Raw genomic sequence first — 18,735 nt, 5'->3', positions numbered from 1 at the left:
GAAGCCCTTTCGCTGCTTGCAGTGAAGGGGCTTTTTTGTTTTTTGCACTGCATACGAACATGAACCAGAAAATAATTTCCACCATCGTCATCGTGGGCGGCGGCACCGCCGGCTGGATGGCGGCCGCATCGCTGGCCAAAATCCTGAAGAACAAGTACACGATCCGCCTGATCGAGTCGGACGAGATCTCGACTGTGGGCGTGGGCGAATCGACCATCCCGATGATCAGCCGCTTCAACACCGTCCTCGGCATCAACGAAGACGAATTCATGCGCGAGACCAAGGCCACCTTCAAACTCGGCATCGAGTTTGTCGACTGGGGCCACATCGGCGAGCGCTACATGCACGGCTTCGGCAAATTCGGCCAGGACCTGTGGACCGTCGACTTTTATCAGTACTGGCTCAAGATGTACCAGGCCGGCAAAGCGCCCGACCTGGAACACTATTCGATCAACCGCATGGCGGCCAGGGCGCACAAATTCATGCGCCCGCCCGCCGACATGCCGAATTCGCCGCTGTCCGAGATCAACTACGCGTTTCACCTCGATGCCGGCCTGTACGCGCGCTACCTGCGTAAATACAGTGAGGCGCTGGGCGTGCAGCGCACCGAAGGGAAGGTGGTCGACGTCCAGCTGCGCGCGCTGGACGGCCACGTCGACGCCGTGTTGATGGAAAACGGTGAACGCATCGCCGGCGACCTGTTCATCGACTGCTCGGGTTTTCGCGCGCTGCTGATCGAAGGTGCACTGAAAACCGGCTTCGACGACTGGAGCGATTTCCTGCCGTGCGACCGTGCCTGGGCCGTGCCGTGCGAGTCGACCGAAGAACTGCCGCCGTACACGCGCGCCACCGCGCGCCCGGCTGGATGGCAGTGGCGCATCGGCCTGCAGCACCGCACCGGAAACGGCCATGTGTATTCGTCGCAGCACATGAGCGACGATGAAGCGGCGTCCATTTTGATGGGCAGCCTGGATGGCAAGGCGCTGGCAGAACCGCGCATGCTCAGGTTCAAGGCCGGCAAGCGCAAGCAGGTGTGGAACAAGAACGTGGTCGCGGTCGGTCTTGCGTCTGGTTTCCTCGAGCCGCTCGAGTCAACCTCGATCCACCTGATCCAGTCGACCGTGGGGCGCCTGGTCACCTTCTTCCCGGACGCCGGTTTCAACCAGGCCGATATCGATGAATTCAACCGCCAGGCCGATTTCGAGGTCGAGCGCATCCGCGATTTCCTGATCCTGCACTACCGCGCCACGCGCCGCACCGATTCGCCATTCTGGGAGCGCTGCCGCACCATGCCGGTTCCGGCCACGCTCGAACGCAAGATGGCGTTGTGGCAGGCGCACGGGCGCCTGGTGCGCGACGACAATGAGCTGTTTGCCGAAGACGGCTGGCTGCAGGTGCTGCACGGGCAGGGGATCGGCGCCGGCGGCTACCATCCGCTGGTCGACCTGCTCGGCGAGGACGAAGTGGCCGCCTACCTCGAACAGATCGCCGGCGTGGTGAACAAGTGCGTGCAGGTGATGCCGACGCATAAGGAGTTCATTGGCGCCGTGGTAGCGGCAGGCAGCGCCCGAAAGTAGATGGAACCGGGTAACCCACGGCGAATTCCGTCGTTTTCGACGGTTTTTGCCGTGTTTCTGGCGGCATCGGTGCAGATGAAAGACAAATTGTGCCCGCTCAAAACGCTTGAGGGAGTAAACTACACCTTTAGTACGATTTGATAAGCGAGTTCCCATGTCCGACACCCCGACCGTAACGTTTACCGACCTCAACCTTTCCGCGCCTGTCATGAAAGCGCTGAAGGACGTTGGCTACGAAGTGCCTTCGCCCATCCAGGCTGCCGCCATTCCTTTGCTGCTGGCTGGTCGGGACATCCTCGGTCAGGCCCAGACCGGCACCGGCAAAACCGCGGCGTTCGCGCTGCCGGCGCTGTCGAATATCGACATCAAGCAGCAAACCCCGCAAGTGCTGGTGCTGGCCCCAACGCGCGAACTGGCCATCCAGGTGGCCGAAGCGTTCCAGACCTACGCTGCCCACATTCCCGGTTTCCACGTTCTGCCAATTTACGGCGGCCAGAGCTACGGCCCGCAATTGTCGGCCCTGCGCCGCGGCGTGCACGTGATTGTCGGTACCCCAGGCCGTATCATCGACCACCTCGACAAGGGTTCGCTCGACCTGTCCAAGCTGAAAACGCTGGTGCTGGACGAAGCCGATGAAATGCTGCGCATGGGCTTTATCGACGACGTCGAGCAGATCCTGCAAAAAGTCCCGGCCACGCGCCAGACCGCGCTGTTCTCGGCCACCATGCCGTCGGCCATCAAGCGCATCGCCAAAACGTATCTGCGCGAGCCGACCGAAGTGACCGTCGCCGCCAAGACCGGCACTGCCGACAACATCACCCAGCGTTACTGGATGGTGAGCGGCATGCAGAAACTCGAAGCGCTCACGCGCATCCTGGAAGCCGAGCCGTTCGACGGCATGATCATTTTTGCCCGCACCAAGCTCGGTACCGAAGAACTGGCAACCCGCCTGCAGGCGCGCGGCTTCGCAGCGACGGCGATCAACGGCGACATGCAGCAAACGCAGCGCGAGCGCACCATCGCCCAGCTCAAGGATGGCAAGATCGACATCCTGGTGGCTACCGACGTGGCCGCGCGCGGCCTGGACGTCGAGCGCATCAGCCACGTGATCAACTACGACGTGCCGTCCGATCCGGAAAGCTACACCCACCGCATTGGCCGTACCGGCCGCGCGGGCCGCAGCGGCCAGGCGATTTTGTTCATCACCCCGCGCGAGCAGGGCCTGTTGAAAGCCATCGAGCGCGCCACGCGCCAGCCGGTGTCGCCACTCACGCTGCCGACCATCAAGGCCGTCAACGATGTGCGCATCGCCAAATTCAAGGACCAGATCACTGAGCAGATCGCCGCTGGTGGCCTGGAGCAGTTCCGCAGCCTGATCGAGGAATACGAGCGCGAGCAGAACGTGCCGGCGGTGGAAATCGCCGCTGCGCTGGCCAAGCTGGGCCGTGGCGATATTCCGCTGCTGCTGGAAAAGCAGGACCGTGCCGCGAAACCGGCGGTGTGGGAAGAGCGTCCGGCGCCAACGCGCAGTGCCCGTCCTGATTCGCGTTCGGATGCACCGCGCTTCGAGCCGCGCGGCGGCGCCGACAGCGGCTTCAAGCAACGCGAGCGCGTAGCGCGTCCTTCGGAAGACGGCATGGGCACCTTCCGCATCGAAGTCGGCCATGCGCACGGCGTCAAGCCGGGCAATATCGTGGGCGCGATCGCCAACGAAGCGAACATCGATTCGAAGTTCATCGGCCGTATCGAGATCTACGACGACTACAGCACGCTCGATTTGCCGGCCGATTTGCCGCCGGCAGCGTTCGATCACCTGAAAACGGTGTGGGTGGCGGGTCAGCAGCTGAACATCACGCGCGATGGCGAAACGCCAGCGGTGCCGGCGAAGAAGGCGTTCTTCAAGAAGCCGTCGCCGGCGGGTGGGGATCGTCGCTTTGCGGAGAAGGATGGGGCGAAGAAGCCGCATCGCAAGGGTCCGACCAAGTCGGAGTAATCATGTGGCGCCGCGTGGTTTGCGGCGCTGCCGCTTCAACGCAGCAGTTCTCTTTATTCAGTATGGGTCCCGGCCTGCGCCGGGATGACGGTTTTAAGGCCAACACACTAAAAACCGTCATCCCGGCGAAAGCCGGGATCCATAACACGTATTTAGCACCGTTTCAGTGCGCAGCCACCGTCTTCGACGACACCGCACCAACCAACTTCCCATCCCGCACCAAACACCACAACCCCGCCGACACTGCCAGACACCCTGCGCAGATATAAAACAGCACCGCCTGATCCTGCGCCGTCTTCAGCACAAACCCCACCTGCGTCGACACCAGCTGCGGCAGCACCACCGACAAATTAAACAGTCCCATGAAAAATCCCATGCGGCTCTTGTCGACCTTCTCGCTCATGATCGCAAACGGCAAGCTCACCACAGCGCTCCAACCGATGCCCACGCACGCCATCAGCACATACAGCAGCACCGGCGAGCGCGCAATGACGGCAATGGCCAGGTAGGAGGCCGCCATGATCGCGATGCACAGCGCTTGGGTGCGCACGCGCCCGATGCGCGCGACCAGGGGCGCGAGCACCAGCGCCGGCAACATGAAGCCCACCACATTCATCACCGCGAAGGAAATCGCGATCACGTGGCCGGCCTGGCTGGCAGCCTGTTCATGCGTCGCGCCTGGCGTGACGATATGCTGGTCGATGAAAGCGATGATGTACACGAACATCGACTGCACGCCCAGCCAGGTGAAGGCATGCGCCGCAAAGATGCGCCACAGCTGGCCCCAGTCGGTTTCGGTGGCAAGCGCCGCGCCCACGGGTTTCAGTTGGCGCGGCTCTTCGATGAAGAACATCGGCACGATCGAAAACACCAGCACCACCACCACACCCACCGAGATCAATACATAGTTGTCGATGAACGCACCGATCAGGTAGGCCATCACGCCCCAGAAGCCGGAGATGGTCTGCATCCAGGTGTAGCCGCGCGTGCGCGCATCGCCATCTGGCGTCACGTCGGCGATGATGGCGCGGGTGGGGTTGAAGCCGATATTGATCGACAGGTCCAGCGTCAGCGCAATCATCACCGCGACCACCACCAGGTTGCCGATACCGAGCAGTTGCGCGACTTCTTCGATGCGCGGCAGCAGGAACACCGACAGCGCCGCCAGCACGCCGCCAATCAAAATGAAGGGCCGGCGCCGTCCGCCCCAGAACCAGGTCTTGTCGCTGATGAAGCCGATGATCACCTGGCCCAGGATGCCAGCCGTCGGGCCAGCTGCCCACACCAGCCCGATCTCGTCGATTTTCAAATGGTATTTGGTGCTCAGGAGCCAGCTCAGCGCCGAGATCTGGATGCACAGTGCGAAGCCCATTGCCGTTGCCGGCAAACTGGTCATCGCATAGAAGGTATTGCTGAGGCGCTTTTGCATGGCCAGCATGGTGTCTCCGTTGTTTTTTAGGTATGTTCTTAAACTACAAAAATAAGATTTCTATATTGTCTGGCTGGCGATTTTACTATGGAATATCGGTGATTGACACCCGGATATGGTCATGTTATTTTGCTACAAATTTTATAACAGGCGGGGACAATGAAACACAAGTTTATGGCGCTGACGGCGTTGGCCACGGCGCTCGCCGTTTCCTTTGCCCAGGCTCAGCCTGTCATCAGTGCCGGCAATGTCGAGTCGACCGTCGTCGATGGCCAGCAAGTCCGCCTGAAACTCACCCACGGCCAGGCCGACATCACGGTCTACAGCCCGTCCGTCATCCGCGTGCGGGTCGACCAGCACGCATTCAAGCGCGATTTTTCGTACGCCGTCGTGGCGCCGCTCGAGAATACCGCCACCACTGTCACCCAGGATGCGCGCGAAGTCGTCATTGCCACCCCCACGCTGACGGCCCGCATCGCCAAACAGCCGTTCGCCATCACGTTTACGACCCCAGGCGGGCAAGTCATCAGCCAGGACGAAGCGGGCCTGCAGGTGAGCTGGATCGGCGCGGACGTCACCAGTTACAAGAAGTTGCAGGAAGGCGAGCGCTTCATCGGCCTGGGTGAAAAGACCGGCAACCTCGATCGGCGCGGTTCCGCCTACACCAACTGGAACAGCGACACCTTCGCCTACCGGCCGGACGCAGACCCGCTGTATTCATCGATCCCGTTCTACATCGGCGCCCACCACGGCCTCGCCTACGGCATCTTTTTCGATAACAGCTACCAGACCGACTTCAATTTCGGCGCCTCCAACAACCGCTTTTCGAGTTTCGGCGCGCATGGCGGCGAGATGAACTACTACTTCATCCACCAGCCGAAAGTGGCCGACATCATTGGCGCCTACACCGCGCTGACCGGCCGCATGCCGCTGCCGCCGCTGTGGAGCCTGGGCTACCAGCAGAACCGCTACAGCTACTACCCCGAGGCCGAAGTGATGCGCATCGCGCACACGCTGCGCGAAAAGAAAATCCCGGCCGACGGCATCACGCTCGACATCGACTACATGGACGCTTATAAACTGTTCACGTGGGACAAGGCGCGCTTCCCGGACCCGAAAGCGATGACAGCCAGGCTGGCGGCCATGGGCATCAAGACCACCGTCATCGTCGACCCGGGCATCAAGGTCGAGAAGGGCTACGGCGCCTACGACCGCGGCATGCAGGACGACGTCTTCATCAAGTATCCGGATGCCACCAACTATACCGGCGAAGTGTGGCCGGGCTGGTGCCACTTCCCCGATTTTACGAGCGTGCGCGGGCGCGAGTGGTGGCAGAAGGAAGTCGGTGTCTACGCGAAAGCAGGCGTGGCCGGCATCTGGAACGACATGAACGAAATCTCCACGTGGGGCCAGAAAATGCCCAGTAACGTGCTGTTCGATTTCGACGGCCAGCCAACCACCCACAAGGAAGCGCACAACGTCTACGCACTGGAAATGACGCGTGCCAGCTACGAGGGCATGGTCAATGCGACGGCCAAGCGCCCGTTCCTGCTCACACGTGCTGGCTACGCGGGCCTGCAGCGCTACACGGCCATCTGGACCGGCGACAACCGCGCCGAAGAAGACCACATGCTGCTGGGCGTGCGCCTGTTGAACAGCCTGGGCGTCTCGGGCGTGGCCTTCACCGGCATGGACGTCGGCGGTTTCACGCAGGTGCCCACCCGCACGCTGTTCGCGAAATGGATGCAGATCGGCGCGTTCAACCCCTACTTCCGCAACCACGCCGGCAGCGACAGCAAATCGTCCGAGCCCTGGACCTTCGGTGAAGACATCCTGACGATCTCGCGCGATGCGGTCAATCTGCGCTACCGCCTGATGCCGTACTTGTATTCTGCATTCGCCGATGCCGCCGCCACCGGCGCGCCGGTGATGCGCACGCTGGCAATCGACTACACGCACGATCCCGAGGTCTACAACCACCTGTTCCAGAACCAGTACCTGTTTGGTTCGGCCTTCCTGGTGGCGCCGTTCGAAAGCACCAAACAGTACGGCAAAGTCCACTTCCCGCAAGGCGCGTGGTACGACCTGTACACGGACCAAGCGCAGGCCGGCAACGCCGACAGGATCGTCGAGCTGACGCTGGACCGCTTGCCAGTGTGGGTGAAAGCGGGCAGCGTGGTGCCGGTGCAGTCGCTGGTGCAGTCGACGGCGGAAAAACCGCTGCCAACGCTCGCGCTGCATATCTACAAGGGTGAAGGCGCAGTTGGCACCAACACCACGTCGTACTATGAAGACGATGGCGAGACCTTTGGCTACCGCAAGGGCGCCTATTACCGCCGTGCCATCGCGTATGATGCGGCGGCGCGCAGCATCGAGATCGGAGCGGTCGAAGGCAGCTATCGCTCGACGTTCGACAAGCTCGAGATCGTGCTGCATGGCTTTGGCGATGCGCCCAAGCTGGCGGTGAACGGCAAGGCCGTGTCGGTGAAAGCCGGCGCCGAGCGCTACACCGTCACGCTCGGTCACACGGGCGGCGGCAATCCGGAAAACGGCAGCGTGGTCGCTGGCAAGGGACGCGCCAGCGGGGCAGTTGTCAGCAGCGCCGTGATCGGCAACGACAGCGGCAAAATCGTCATCACTTATTAAAATAGCGCTGCCCAAGGCACGCGCATCGGGGACAAACATGGACATTCAAACCGCAACGCGCAAGCCGCGCCTGTCGTTCTGGCAGCTGTGGAACATGAGCTTCGGCTTCTTCGGCATCCAGTTCGGCTTTGCGCTGCAAAACGCCAACACCAGCCGGATTTTTTCTACCCTCGGCGCCAACGCCGACGACCTGGCGCTGTTCTGGCTGGCCGCACCAATTACCGGTTTGCTGGTGCAGCCGGTGATCGGCTACATGAGCGACCATACCTGGCACCCGCGCTGGGGCCGGCGCCGCCCGTTCTTTTTCGTCGGCGCCGTGCTGGCCGCCATCGCCCTGTTCCTGATGCCCAATTCCACTGCGCTGTGGATGGCGGTGGTGGTGCTGTGGATGATGGATGCGGCCATTAACGTGTCGATGGAGCCGTTCCGCGCCTTCGTCGGCGACAAGCTCGATGAGGGACAGCAGACCGCCGGCTACGCGATGCAGACCTTTTTCATTGGCTGCGGCGCGGTCATCGCCTCGCTCCTGCCGACCATCTTTGAAACCTGGTTCAGCGTCAGCAACGCGTCGGTGAACGGCATGGTGCCGGACACGGTGCGCTACGCCTTCTATGCCGGCGGCCTGGTGTTCTTCCTGGCCGTGTCGTGGACGGTCATGACGGCCGACGAACTGCCGCCCGTCGACCTGGAAAAGTTCAAGCAGGAGCGCCAGCACGCGCGCCGCTTCGGCGTGGCCCTGAAAGAAATCATCGGCGGCTTTGCGCGCATGCCCAAAACCATGGTGCAACTGGCCTTCGTGCAGTTCTTCACGTGGATTGGCCTGTTCGCCATGTGGATCTACACCGGCACCACGATTGCCGACACTGTCTGGCAAACCACGGACGCAAAATCGGCCGCGTTCCAGGATGCCGGCAGCTGGGTGGGCCTGATGTTCGGCGTCTACAGCGGCGTCTCGGCGCTGGCCGCCTTCCTGCTGCCGGTGTTCGCCCGCGCCACCAGCCGCAAGCTGGTGCACATGGTGTGCCTGCTCATTGGCGGCATCAGCCTGGCCAGCATCTTCTTCATCCATGACAAGACGCTGCTGCTCGTTCCCATGGCCGGCGTCGGCGTGGCCTGGGCCAGTATCCTGACGATGCCGTATGCGATCCTGGCCGGCGCGCTGCCGCCCGAGCGCATGGGGTATTTCATGGGCCTGTTTAACTTCTTCGTCGTGATCCCGCAAATTTGCAGCGGGGTGCTGCTCGGCTTTTTTACCAAACACCTGTTCGACGGCCACACCGGCCCGACGCTGGCACTGGGTGGCGCGAGCATGGCGCTGGCGGGCATCCTGACGCTGTTCGTCACCGACAACAGCAAGGCTGCGCGCGCGACATAAGGTCGCTACTGTTGTATCGTATCGTTTTGCCAATAACCGGCATGCTGCATAACGACAGGAGCGACACCATGACCATCCAGACCATCCCGACCCAAGCCTTCGCCGGCCAGCGTCCCGGTACTTCCGGGCTGCGCAAGAAGGTCACCGAATTCCAGCAGACGGGCTACCTGGAAAACTTCGTCCAGGCGATCTTCAATTCGGTGGGCGACTGCGCCGGCCAGACGCTGGTGGTCGGCGGCGATGGCCGCTTCTTCAACCGCAGCGCAATCCAGGTGATCCTGCGCATGGCGGCCGCCCACGGTTTTGCCCGTGCGCTGGTGGGGCAGGGCGGCATCCTGTCGACGCCGGCGCTGTCCTGCGTGATCCGCAAGCACCGGGCCTTTGGCGGCATTGTGCTCTCGGCCAGCCACAACCCGGGCGGCCCTGACGGCGATTTCGGCATCAAGTACAACATCGCCAATGGCGGCCCGGCGCCCGAAAAAATCACCGATGCCATTTATGCGCAGACCCAGGTGATCACCGAATACCTGAGCAGTGACGCCGCCGACCTCGATCTCGATACGCAGGGCAGCAGCAGCCTCGAACAGATGCAGGTCGAGGTCATCGACCCGGTGTTCGACTACGCCGAAATGATGGATGCACTGTTCGACCTCGACGCGATCCGCGCCTTGTTCACGCGCGGCTTCACGATGCGCTTCGACGGCATGCACGCGGTTTCCGGCCCATACGCACGGGCCATCCTCGAAGGCTTGCTGGGCGCGCCGGTCGGCACCGTCATCAATGGCAACCCGCTGGAAGACTTCGGCGGCCACCATCCCGACCCCAACCCGGTCAACGCCGCCGAGCTGATCGCGCTGATGGAAGGCCCGAACGCGCCCGACTTCGGCGCCGCATCGGACGGCGACGGCGACCGCAACATGATCGTCGGGCGCAGCATCGCCCTGGCGCCATCGGACAGCCTGGCCATCATCGCAGCCAACATCACCGTGGCGCCGGGCTATGCGGCCGGCTTGAAGGGCGTGGCGCGCTCGATGCCCACCTCGATGGCGACCGACCGCGTGGCGGCGGCGCTGGGCGTGCCGTGCTACGAGACGCCGACCGGCTGGAAGTACTTCGGCAACCTGATGGACGCCGGCCTGGTCAACCTGTGCGGCGAAGAGAGCTACGGCACCGGGTCCGACCACATCCGCGAAAAAGATGGCATCTGGGCCGTGCTGTTCTGGCTCAATTTGCTGGCGGCGACCAACAAGCCAGTGGGGCAGATCGTGCGCGAACACTGGTCGCGCTTTGGCCGCAATTACTATTCGCGCCACGATTACGAAGCGGTCGATGGCGCCATTGCCGACACGATGATGGCAGACCTGCGCGCGCAGTTGCCGACCCTGGCCGGCCAGCAGTTCGGCGATTTTACAGTCAAGCTTGCCGACGACTTCGTCTACACCGACCCGGTCGACGGCGCAGTCGCCAGCAAACAGGGCGTGCGCATCATCATGGAAGACGGCTCGCGCATCGTGCTGCGCCTGTCCGGCACCGGCACCGAAGGCGCCACGGTGCGCGTGTACCTCGAACGCTACGAAGCCGACCCGGCACGCCTGGAACAGGACGTCCAGCAAGCCTTGCAAGGCCTGGCCGACATCGCCGAACAATTGTCGCAGCTGCGCCAGCGCAGCGGGCACACCAAGCCTACCGTCGTCACCTGATTTTATTAAAGGAAGTACATGAAACTGTCCGCAATTGCCTTATCCCTCGTTTGTGTTTTCGGTAGCGCCACGGCGCAAACCCGGCCCTTTTCCTGGGATAACGCGACCGTTTATTTTCTGCTGACGGACCGTTTCAACAATGCCGACCCGGCCAACGACCACGCCTACGGCCGCAAGGACGATGCGGCCACCCTGCGTGGCTTCATGGGCGGCGACCTGGCCGGCATCACGGCGAAAATCAAGGCCGGCTACTTCACGGACCTGGGCGTCGATGCGCTCTGGATCACGCCGCCGGTCGAGCAGATCCATGGCAGCACGGATGAAGGCACCGGCAAGAGCTACGGCTTCCACGGTTACTGGGCCAGCGATTTCACTGCGCTCGACGCGAATCTCGGTACCGAAGCGGATATGCACGCCCTGGTCGATGCGGCCCATGCCGCCGGCATTCGCGTGCTGCTCGACGTGGTGCTCAACCACACCGGCCCGGTGACGCCGCAAGATCCCGTGTGGCCGAACGGCTGGGTGCGTACCGGGCCTACCTGCACTTACAAGGATTTCAAGAGCACGGCCACCTGCACGCTGGTGGATAACCTGCCGGACATCCGCACCGAGCTTGATGCCGCCGTTGCGCTGCCGCCGGCGCTGGTGGTCAAGTGGAAGAAGGAAGGGCACTATGAGCGCGAAGTCAAGGAGCTCGATGCCTTCTTCCAGCGCACCGGCTATCCGCGCGCTCCGCGCTATTACCTGGTCAAGTGGCAGGCCGACTGGGTGCGCAAATACGGCTTCGATGGCTTTCGCGCCGACACAGTCAAGCACACCGAGCCGGGTGTATGGAAGGATTTGAAAGTGGTCGCCAGCGCCGCCTTCGAGGACTGGAAAAAAGCCCATCCGACCAAGGCGCTTGGTGACACGCCGTTCTACATGACGGCCGAAGTCTACAACTACAGCCTTGCCGAGGGACGCAGCGCCGACGTGGGCGGCAGCAAGATCGACTACTACGCGAACGGCTTCGACAGCATGATCAACTTCGGCATGAAGACCGATGCCACGGCGGGCTACGAAAAACTGTTCACTACCTATTATGCCGCACTGAATGGCCCGCTGGCGGGCAAATCGGTGCTCAACTATATGAGTTCGCACGATGACGGCAGCCCGTTCGATGCGGCCCGCACCAAGGCGTTCGAGACCGCCAACAAGCTGTTGCTGGCGCCCGGCGCCGCGCAGATTTATTACGGCGACGAGACCGCGCGTAGGTTAGATGTCGCCGGGGCCGAGGGCGATGCCAAACTGCGCTCGTTCATGAATTGGGACGAACTGGCGGCGAATGCAAAACGCGGCACGATGGGTGTGGCCGACATCCGCCAGCACTGGGCGCGCCTTGGCCAGTTCCGCCACGCGCACGTGGCGGTGGGCGCCGGCGTGCATCAGATGATCGCGGCGCAGCCATATACATTCAAGCGTACCTACGAGAAGAACGGCGTGCGTGACCGGGTGGTGGTCGCTCTCGGCTTGCCGCTGGAGCGGGCCACAAGCGTGTCGGTGCAGGGTGTGTTCAGCGATGGGCAAACGGTGCGCGATTATTACAGCGGCCAGAGTGCGGTGGTCGCCAACGGGCAGGTGCAGTTCGCGGCGCGCAATGCGGTAGTGTTGATCGCGCAGGATTAGCCCGTGCCCGCGAAGGCGGGCAGCCATACCGCGCTATCGAGGTCGCAACGTCCTCTCTTTTCTGGCGTGTCATGGATCCCCGCCTGCGCGGGGACTGTTTCATGCCATTCATTCAATGTTATCCTAGTCCCCATCCGGGACGCGGTCCCGCCAAAAAAAAGACAATGAGCACTGAGACCGAACACCTGATCAAGCATCCCCGCAGCGCTTACGCGGATGGCCCGCGCCTGCTGGCCGACATCGGCGCCACCCACGCCCGTTTTGCCCTCGAAGCCGCCCCCGGCGTGCTGCGCGGCGTGGCCGTACTGCGCTGCGACGACTACCCCGGCATCGTGCCGCTGCTGAACGCCTACCTGGCCGACCACAACGCAGAAAAAATCCAGCACGCCGCCTTCGCCCTGGCCAACCCGATTAGCGGCGACTTGATCCGCATGACCAACCGCGACTGGCAATTCTCCACCGATGAAGTGCGCCGCACGCTGGGTCTGTCGACGCTGTTGATCGTTAACGACTTCACGGCGCTGGCGATGGCCATTCCGGCGCTGCCGGCCGACCAGATCCTGCAGGTCGGCGCCGGCAAGGCGGCCGCCCATTCGGTGGTCGGCGTGCTGGGACCTGGCACGGGCCTGGGCGTGTCCGGCGTGATTCCGACCATCGACGGTTTTGTCACGCTCGGCAGCGAGGGCGGGCACATGAACTTCGCGCCGGCCGATGAACGCGAATGCGCGATCCTCCAATTTGCCTGGCGCGAGTGGCCGCACGTCTCGAACGAACGCCTGATCTCCGGCCCCGGCATGGAACTGATCCACCGCGCACTCGCTCATCGCAACGGCGTTGACGCGCTTGCGCGCACGTCTGCCGAGATCATCACCGGCGCGCTCGAAGAACACGATGCACTGTGCCTCGAAGTGCTCGAAGTCTTCTCCGGCATGCTGGGCGGGGCGGCCGCCAACCTGGCGGTCACCCTGGGTTCCTTCGGCGGGATTTATATCGGCGGCGGCATCGTGCCGCGCATGGCCGAATGGTTCGTCACGTCGCCATTCCGCGCGCGCTTCGAGGCCAAGGGCCGCTTCACCGACTACCTGGCGCAAATCCCGACCTTTGTCATCATGGCCCCGAACCCGGCCTTCCAGGGCGTGGCCAGCATCCTGTCCGAGCACCTGCGCGGACGCAGTGGCGCCAACACGCTGATGGAACGCGTCCAGCATCTGCAGCACGAACTCTCGCCAGCCGAACAGCGTGTGGCCACCCTGGTGCTGGAGCATCCGCGCAAGGTGCTGGGCGAGCCAATCGCCGAAATCGCGCGCCTGGCCGATGTCAGCCAGCCGACCGTTATCCGCTTCTGCCGCTCGCTGGGCTTTTCGGGCCTGGCCGACTTCAAACTCAAGTTTGCGGGCAGCCTGACCGGCACCATCCCCGTGCGCCACAGCCAGGTGCGCATGAGCGACAGCACCCATGATTTGTCGGCCAAGGTGATCGACAATACTGTTTCCGCGATCCTGAAATTTCGCGACCAGCTCGACGTCACCTCGATCGACCGCGCCATCGCGCTGCTGCGCGCCGCCCGCCGGGTCGAGTTTTACGCGATGGGCAGCGCACGGGTTGTGTCGCTCGACGCCCAGCACAAGTTCTTCCGCTTCCGCATTCCCACGGCCACGTACGGCGACTCGCACCTGTTTGCGCTGGCCGCCGATTTGCTGAAACCTGGTGACGTGGTGATTGCCGTGTCGACCGCCGGCCAGTTGCCGGAATTGCTGGCGGCGGTCGACCGCGCCCGGGCCGTCGGCGCCGACGTGATTGCCATCACCAACAGCAAATCGGCGCTGGCGAAAAAGGCAACCGTGTGCCTGGCGGTGGATCACACCGAAGACAACACATCGTTTTTGTCGATGATTTCGCGGATCCTCCAACTGCTCCTGATCGACATCATGTCGGTGGGGATTTCGCTGGCTGGCCCGGACGAGAATGGTGAAATCGACCGGCGCCGCCTGCTTATTTCACACCTTGATTCCTGACCGGTAACGCTTCGGCGACACCGAATACGAATTCGAACACGACGAACGCCCAGATCAGCGGATGGGCGCCGTGGGCCAGCGCATACAGCTGCCAGGTCGCAAACAGGAAGCGGGCCACTGCGTCATAGCGGCCGTACAGAACCTGGGTGTCGCGCAGGCGCAAGACGGCCCAGACCACGACGAGGGAGCCGAGCAGGTTGACCATCAACATATGGGCCGGTTCGAATGCCGGCACCCGTTGCGGCATGCCGAGCAGGCCGGACAGCGCATCCATCCCGGCCAGGAAGGCGGCGAACGTCCAGGGCGTGACGAAGCCGATCGTCGTCACGAGGTCGTACCAGGCGCTCGCGCGCACCACGCGCAGATAGGAAGATGTATCCATTTTCTGTTGCTCCATTTATAATAAAAACCAAGAGTAGGCACCAGGGTCCGTGCCACTGTCAACCGTCAACACACTGATGCCATGAAAACTGCCTTCCTGCTCCTGACTGCTGCTGTTGCCTTGCTGCCCGCGCCGACGTTTGCCGCCCGCGCCCAGAACCCGCAGGACGTCATGGTCCTCGACCTGCAAGCCTGCCCGCGGCCGGCCTATCCTCCTGCCGCGCTGGCGCAACGCGTCGGTGGCAAGACGACCATCGAAGTGCAGGTCGGCGAAGCTGGCGTGGCCACCGAGGCGCGCGTGGCCGTCTCCAGCGGCCGGGACGACCTGGACCAGGCGGCGCTGGCGAGCATGCGCCGCTGCGTCTTTCACGCGGTCGTCACCACCGGCCAGGCGCCGACCGGCTGGCTCAAGACGCATTATGTGTGGGAGCCGGGCGCGGCGAAGCAGGTGGCAGCGCAGGACCAGGCGCTGTTTGCCAGCACCCTGCAACATGCGGAAGGTGGCGACGCCGTTGCGCAGAACCGGCTTGGCACCTGGTACCAGCACGGCACCTATGGCACGCCCGATCTGGTGCAGGCAGCAAGCTGGTATGCGCGCGCCGCTGAAAACGGCAACGCTTATGCGCAGAATAATCTGGGTGTGCTGTATTACCGTGGCACCGGCGTCGCGCGCGACCTGCGCCAGGCGGTCGACTGGTACGCCAAAGCGGCCGAACAGGGCCACAGCTGGGCGCAGGCGAATTTGTCCTGGGCTTACCAGTTCGGCGCTGGCCGCGAGCTGGACATGGACCAGGCCATGATCTGGTTGACCAGGGCTGCCGAAGGCGGACTGGCCGATGCACAGCTGCGGCTTGGCTTGCTCGCGATGCAGCGCGCCGTTTCTGACGAGGACCGCAGCGCAGCGGCAGCATGGATCGCGCGCGCTGCGGCGCATGGCTTTCCGGCCGGCCTGTACTACCTTGGCCGCACCTTTGAACTGGGGCTGGGCAATCCGCAGGACGATGCGCAGGCGGCTGCGCGCTATCGACTAGCCGTCGAACGCAGCGCCGGCCGCGCCGAAACCGCATTGGGAACGCTGCTCGAAGCGGGGCGTGCAGGCGACGCGGACCAGGCCGGTGCGGCAAAGCTGTACCAGAAGGCCATGCAATGGCGTTATCCGCCGGCCTACTACCACTACGGCATGGTGCTCGAGCAGCGCGGCGACACGGCCCTGGCAGCGGTGGTATTGCGCCAGGGCGCCGATATGGGCAACTGCGCCGCGAGCCTGAAATATCTGCAGCTGCGCCAGGGCGCCGGGCCGGCGGGCGACCCGTCCGAGGCCCGGATCGAGCTGCTCGCCACGCGCTGCAGCGCCGCGCTTGCGCTGCCGCCAAATCTGTAACACACGCATGCGCGCCGGCATCCCCTTGCTTGGCGTCAGCCGCTACGCAGGCGCGCGATAGGGATCTGGCCGCCGAACATACGACTTCCACCTTTTTCGTTATAATGAACCGCTACCACTGTTGTGGTTTCGGTTCAATCTCGGTTCGCAATTCGGAATCACTGGCAATTCAACTCTTCCTGCCATTCCATGCCCCCATCCGCCGCCAGCCCTGCCTGCACCACCGTGTTCTTCGATGGATCCTGCCCACTTTGTCGCAGGGAAATCAGCGTGTACCAACGTGCGACGCCGCTCGCGCCGGTTGCGTGGGTCGATGTCAGCGCCAGCGATACAGCGGCGCTGGGCGGCCGTCCTTGCGCGGACCTGATGGCGCGCTTTCACGTGCAGACCGGCGACGGCGTCATGCTTAGCGGGGCAGCCGCCTTCATCGCCTTGTGGTCGTTGTTTCCGGGCTGGCGCTGGCTGGCCAAGTTTGGCGCGCTGCCCGGCATGGGGGCGGTGCTGGAAGTGATGTACCGCTTGTTCCTGCGCGTAAGGCCGCGCTTGCAGCGCCTGTTCAGGTCGTGATGCACAATCGAACCTGGATGTAGTACGACGCTGCCCGGCCCGCACTGTCAGTGCATCGACAGCAATCTGCGCACCTTGGCAAGATGCCGCTCGCTCACTGGCACCACGCTGCCGCAGCGCAATGTCAGGGCAGACGCGCCATCAGGGCTGGTGCGCAGCGTCACCACCTGGCCCAGGCGCACCAGCGCGCTGCGATGGACGCGCACGAACAGCGCCGGGTCGAGATGGCGCTCCAGCGTGCCGATGGGTACGCGATGGAGCACGTTGCGTTGCGCCAGGTGCAGTTCGACGTAGTTCCCGGCCGCCTCGATCCACGCCACGTCCGCCAGCTCGATGAAGTCAATGCGCCCGACCGAACGCACGTTGAACTGGCGCAGGTAAGCCGGCACCTGGCCGGGTGCGCGCTGGCGCAGTGCGGACCAGTCGCGCAGCGCGCAGGCAGGGGCGGCCAGCTGGCGTTGCGCCATCAAGGCGTCGGCGCGCACCAGCGCCCGGGCCAGGTCGGCGTCGTCGAGGGGTTTCAGAAGATAGTCGAGCGCATGAACGCGGAACGCCTCGACGGCGTGGGTATCGTAGGCGGTCACGAAGATGATCAGGGGCGGCGCCGGCTGGTGTGCCAGTTCATGCGCCAGTTCCAGGCCCGATTCGCGCGGCATGCGGATGTCCAGGAACAGCAGGTCGACAGGGTGGATGGCGAGAAAGGCGCGCGCCTGCGCCGCATCCGCACATTCGCCGGCAATCGACCATGACGGGTGGGCGGCGAGCGCAAAGCGCAGATTGATGCGGCCCGGCTCCTCGTCGTCGACAATCAGCACGCGCCGGCGCACGGTCGCCATCACGCCGCCTCGGCAGCCATGCGCGCATGCATGGGCAGCTGCAGGATCGCCACGAAGCAGCTGTCGACGTGGTCAGTAACAAGGCTCGCTTCTGCGCCATACGCGCTGCCCAGCCGCTCCCTGACGTTGGCAAGGCCGATACCGGCGCCGGGATTCGGCTGCGCGCCAGGGACGATGGGATTGGTGATGCGCACCGCCAGCCTGCCCGCGGCATGGGTCAGCACGATCGTCACCGCGCCGGGTTTCGTCGCTTCGTCCAGTCCATGGCGCAGCGCGTTTTCTACCAGCGGCTGCAGCAGCAGCGCCAGGCAATCGGCACGCAGCACAGCGCCGCTGTCGCCCTCGATGCTGACCTGCAGGCGCTCGCCGTAGCGCAAGCGCTGCAGCGCGAGGTAGTTGCGCGTGAATTGCAGCTCTTCCGCCACGGTGACCCATTCGCGCCCGCTGGCGGCGAGGGCATAGCGCAGCAGGCTGCTGAGACGATTGATGCCGGACAGCGCCAGCGCCGGGTTGTTCGAGCGTACCAGGGCGCTGATGGCGTTGAGCGCATTGAACATGAAATGCGGCTCCAGCTGCGCGCGCAAGGTTTGCAGCTTCTGCTCCTCCAGTGCCAGGCGCAGCGCGAGATTGTCGTGTTCGGCCTGGCGCCATACCAGCTCGCGCTGTCGGTGCCGCTGCCAGACACAGAGGGCGAGCACGCCGAGATAGGTGCCGCTGGTCCAGGCAAATTCAGTGAACCAGCCGAAGCGCCGCATCGCCAGCACGCGCCGCAAGACCAGATCGAACGACAGGGTCACGCCTTGCTCGAGGACGTCGTGCGCGACGATGAACAACAGTTCGCACGGCAGGAACAATACCAGCACGAGCAGATAGCCCGCCGCGACGCGCGCGGCACTGACGCACCACTCCGGCCGGCGCCGATTGAACAGGTGCAGTGCCACCCCCAGCAGGAAAACGGGAACGTGGTCCCAGCACCATCGGATAAGCAAAGTGGAAAATCCGGTCTGGTCCTGACGCCGCAGCGCGTCGCTGTACGATCCGGCCGCGCCAATGAGGCACACGAGCAGCCAGAACGCCGCATTCGACACGACGATGCGGGTAACCGGCAGCAGCGTCGAGAGGCGCGAAAACAAACTAAGGGATGGCTTCATGGGGGCCAAGTATACCAGC

13 protein-coding genes are annotated in these 18,735 nt (G+C 63.6%); 9 read left to right on the top strand and 4 right to left on the bottom strand.

The features are described 5' to 3' along the window. Positions 1–59 precede the first annotated feature (59 nt). Both V6M87_RS08195 and V6M87_RS08190 read left to right on the top strand, forming a co-directional pair. Complete coding sequence (locus V6M87_RS08195) at positions 60–1,577, top strand: tryptophan halogenase family protein (protein WP_332876121.1); 1,518 nt, start codon at positions 60–62, stop codon at positions 1,575–1,577. Between the two features lie 154 nt (positions 1,578–1,731). Next, positions 1,732–3,570 carry a DEAD/DEAH box helicase gene (locus V6M87_RS08190; protein WP_332876120.1) on the top strand — a complete coding sequence of 613 codons (1,839 nt, stop codon included), beginning with the start codon at positions 1,732–1,734 and terminating at the stop codon, positions 3,568–3,570. A gap of 163 nt (positions 3,571–3,733) precedes the next feature. Here the strand turns inward: V6M87_RS08190 and V6M87_RS08185 are convergent, their stop codons facing one another. Then, complete coding sequence (locus tag V6M87_RS08185; RefSeq protein ID WP_332876119.1) at positions 3,734–5,008, bottom strand: MFS transporter; 1,275 nt, start codon at positions 5,006–5,008, stop codon at positions 3,734–3,736. 150 nt (positions 5,009–5,158) lie between these two features. Here V6M87_RS08185 and V6M87_RS08180 point away from each other — a divergent pair, with 150 nt between their 5' ends. The 5 genes from V6M87_RS08180 (at position 5,159) to V6M87_RS08160 (ending at position 14,400) form a co-directional block, all read left to right on the top strand. Continuing rightward, complete coding sequence (locus V6M87_RS08180; protein ID WP_332876118.1) at positions 5,159–7,645, top strand: glycoside hydrolase family 31 protein; 2,487 nt, start codon at positions 5,159–5,161, stop codon at positions 7,643–7,645. Between the two features lie 37 nt (positions 7,646–7,682). After that, positions 7,683–9,020 carry an MFS transporter gene (locus tag V6M87_RS08175; protein ID WP_332876117.1) on the top strand — a complete coding sequence of 446 codons (1,338 nt, stop codon included), beginning with the start codon at positions 7,683–7,685 and terminating at the stop codon, positions 9,018–9,020. A 68-nt stretch (positions 9,021–9,088) separates the two neighbouring features. Further along, positions 9,089–10,720 carry an alpha-D-glucose phosphate-specific phosphoglucomutase gene (locus V6M87_RS08170; protein ID WP_332876116.1) on the top strand — a complete coding sequence of 544 codons (1,632 nt, stop codon included), beginning with the start codon at positions 9,089–9,091 and terminating at the stop codon, positions 10,718–10,720. Positions 10,721–10,738: 18 nt separating this feature from the next. After that, on the top strand, positions 10,739–12,385 hold the full coding sequence (locus V6M87_RS08165) for an alpha-amylase family glycosyl hydrolase (RefSeq protein WP_332876115.1): 1,647 nt from the start codon (positions 10,739–10,741) through the stop codon (positions 12,383–12,385). A gap of 164 nt (positions 12,386–12,549) precedes the next feature. Then, positions 12,550–14,400 carry a glucokinase gene (locus tag V6M87_RS08160; protein ID WP_332876114.1) on the top strand — a complete coding sequence of 617 codons (1,851 nt, stop codon included), beginning with the start codon at positions 12,550–12,552 and terminating at the stop codon, positions 14,398–14,400. Here V6M87_RS08160 and V6M87_RS08155 read toward each other — a convergent pair. Continuing rightward, entirely contained in the window at positions 14,378–14,782 is a 405-nt protein-coding gene (locus V6M87_RS08155) for a hypothetical protein (RefSeq protein WP_332876113.1), read from the bottom strand. The genes V6M87_RS08160 and V6M87_RS08155 overlap by 23 nt on opposite strands. Positions 14,783–14,863: 81 nt before the next feature. On the opposite strand from V6M87_RS08155, the gene V6M87_RS08150 reads away from it, so the two are divergent. Both V6M87_RS08150 and V6M87_RS08145 read left to right on the top strand, forming a co-directional pair. Continuing rightward, entirely contained in the window at positions 14,864–16,162 is a 1,299-nt protein-coding gene (locus V6M87_RS08150; RefSeq protein WP_332876112.1) for a TonB family protein, read from the top strand. Between the two features lie 189 nt (positions 16,163–16,351). Next, positions 16,352–16,729 (top strand): thiol-disulfide oxidoreductase DCC family protein, encoded by a 378-nt coding sequence (locus tag V6M87_RS08145; protein ID WP_332876111.1) that lies wholly within the window; start codon positions 16,352–16,354, stop codon positions 16,727–16,729. 47 nt (positions 16,730–16,776) lie between these two features. On the opposite strand, the gene V6M87_RS08140 is transcribed toward V6M87_RS08145, so the two are convergent. Both V6M87_RS08140 and V6M87_RS08135 read right to left on the bottom strand, forming a co-directional pair. Further along, complete coding sequence (locus V6M87_RS08140; protein ID WP_332876110.1) at positions 16,777–17,565, bottom strand: LytR/AlgR family response regulator transcription factor; 789 nt, start codon at positions 17,563–17,565, stop codon at positions 16,777–16,779. Beyond that, a complete protein-coding gene (locus V6M87_RS08135; protein WP_332876109.1) occupies positions 17,565–18,716 on the bottom strand; it encodes a sensor histidine kinase in 1,152 nt (383 codons plus the stop codon). Before V6M87_RS08135 ends, V6M87_RS08140 begins: the two co-directional genes overlap by 1 nt. Positions 18,717–18,735: the final 19 nt, after the last annotated feature.

The organism is Massilia sp. S19_KUP03_FR1, from assembly GCF_036688685.1.
GTDB lineage: Bacteria > Pseudomonadota > Gammaproteobacteria > Burkholderiales > Burkholderiaceae_D > JALYUM01.
The sequence above is the reverse complement of the archived record's forward strand: the minus strand, read 5'-3'. Positions and strand labels throughout refer to the sequence as shown.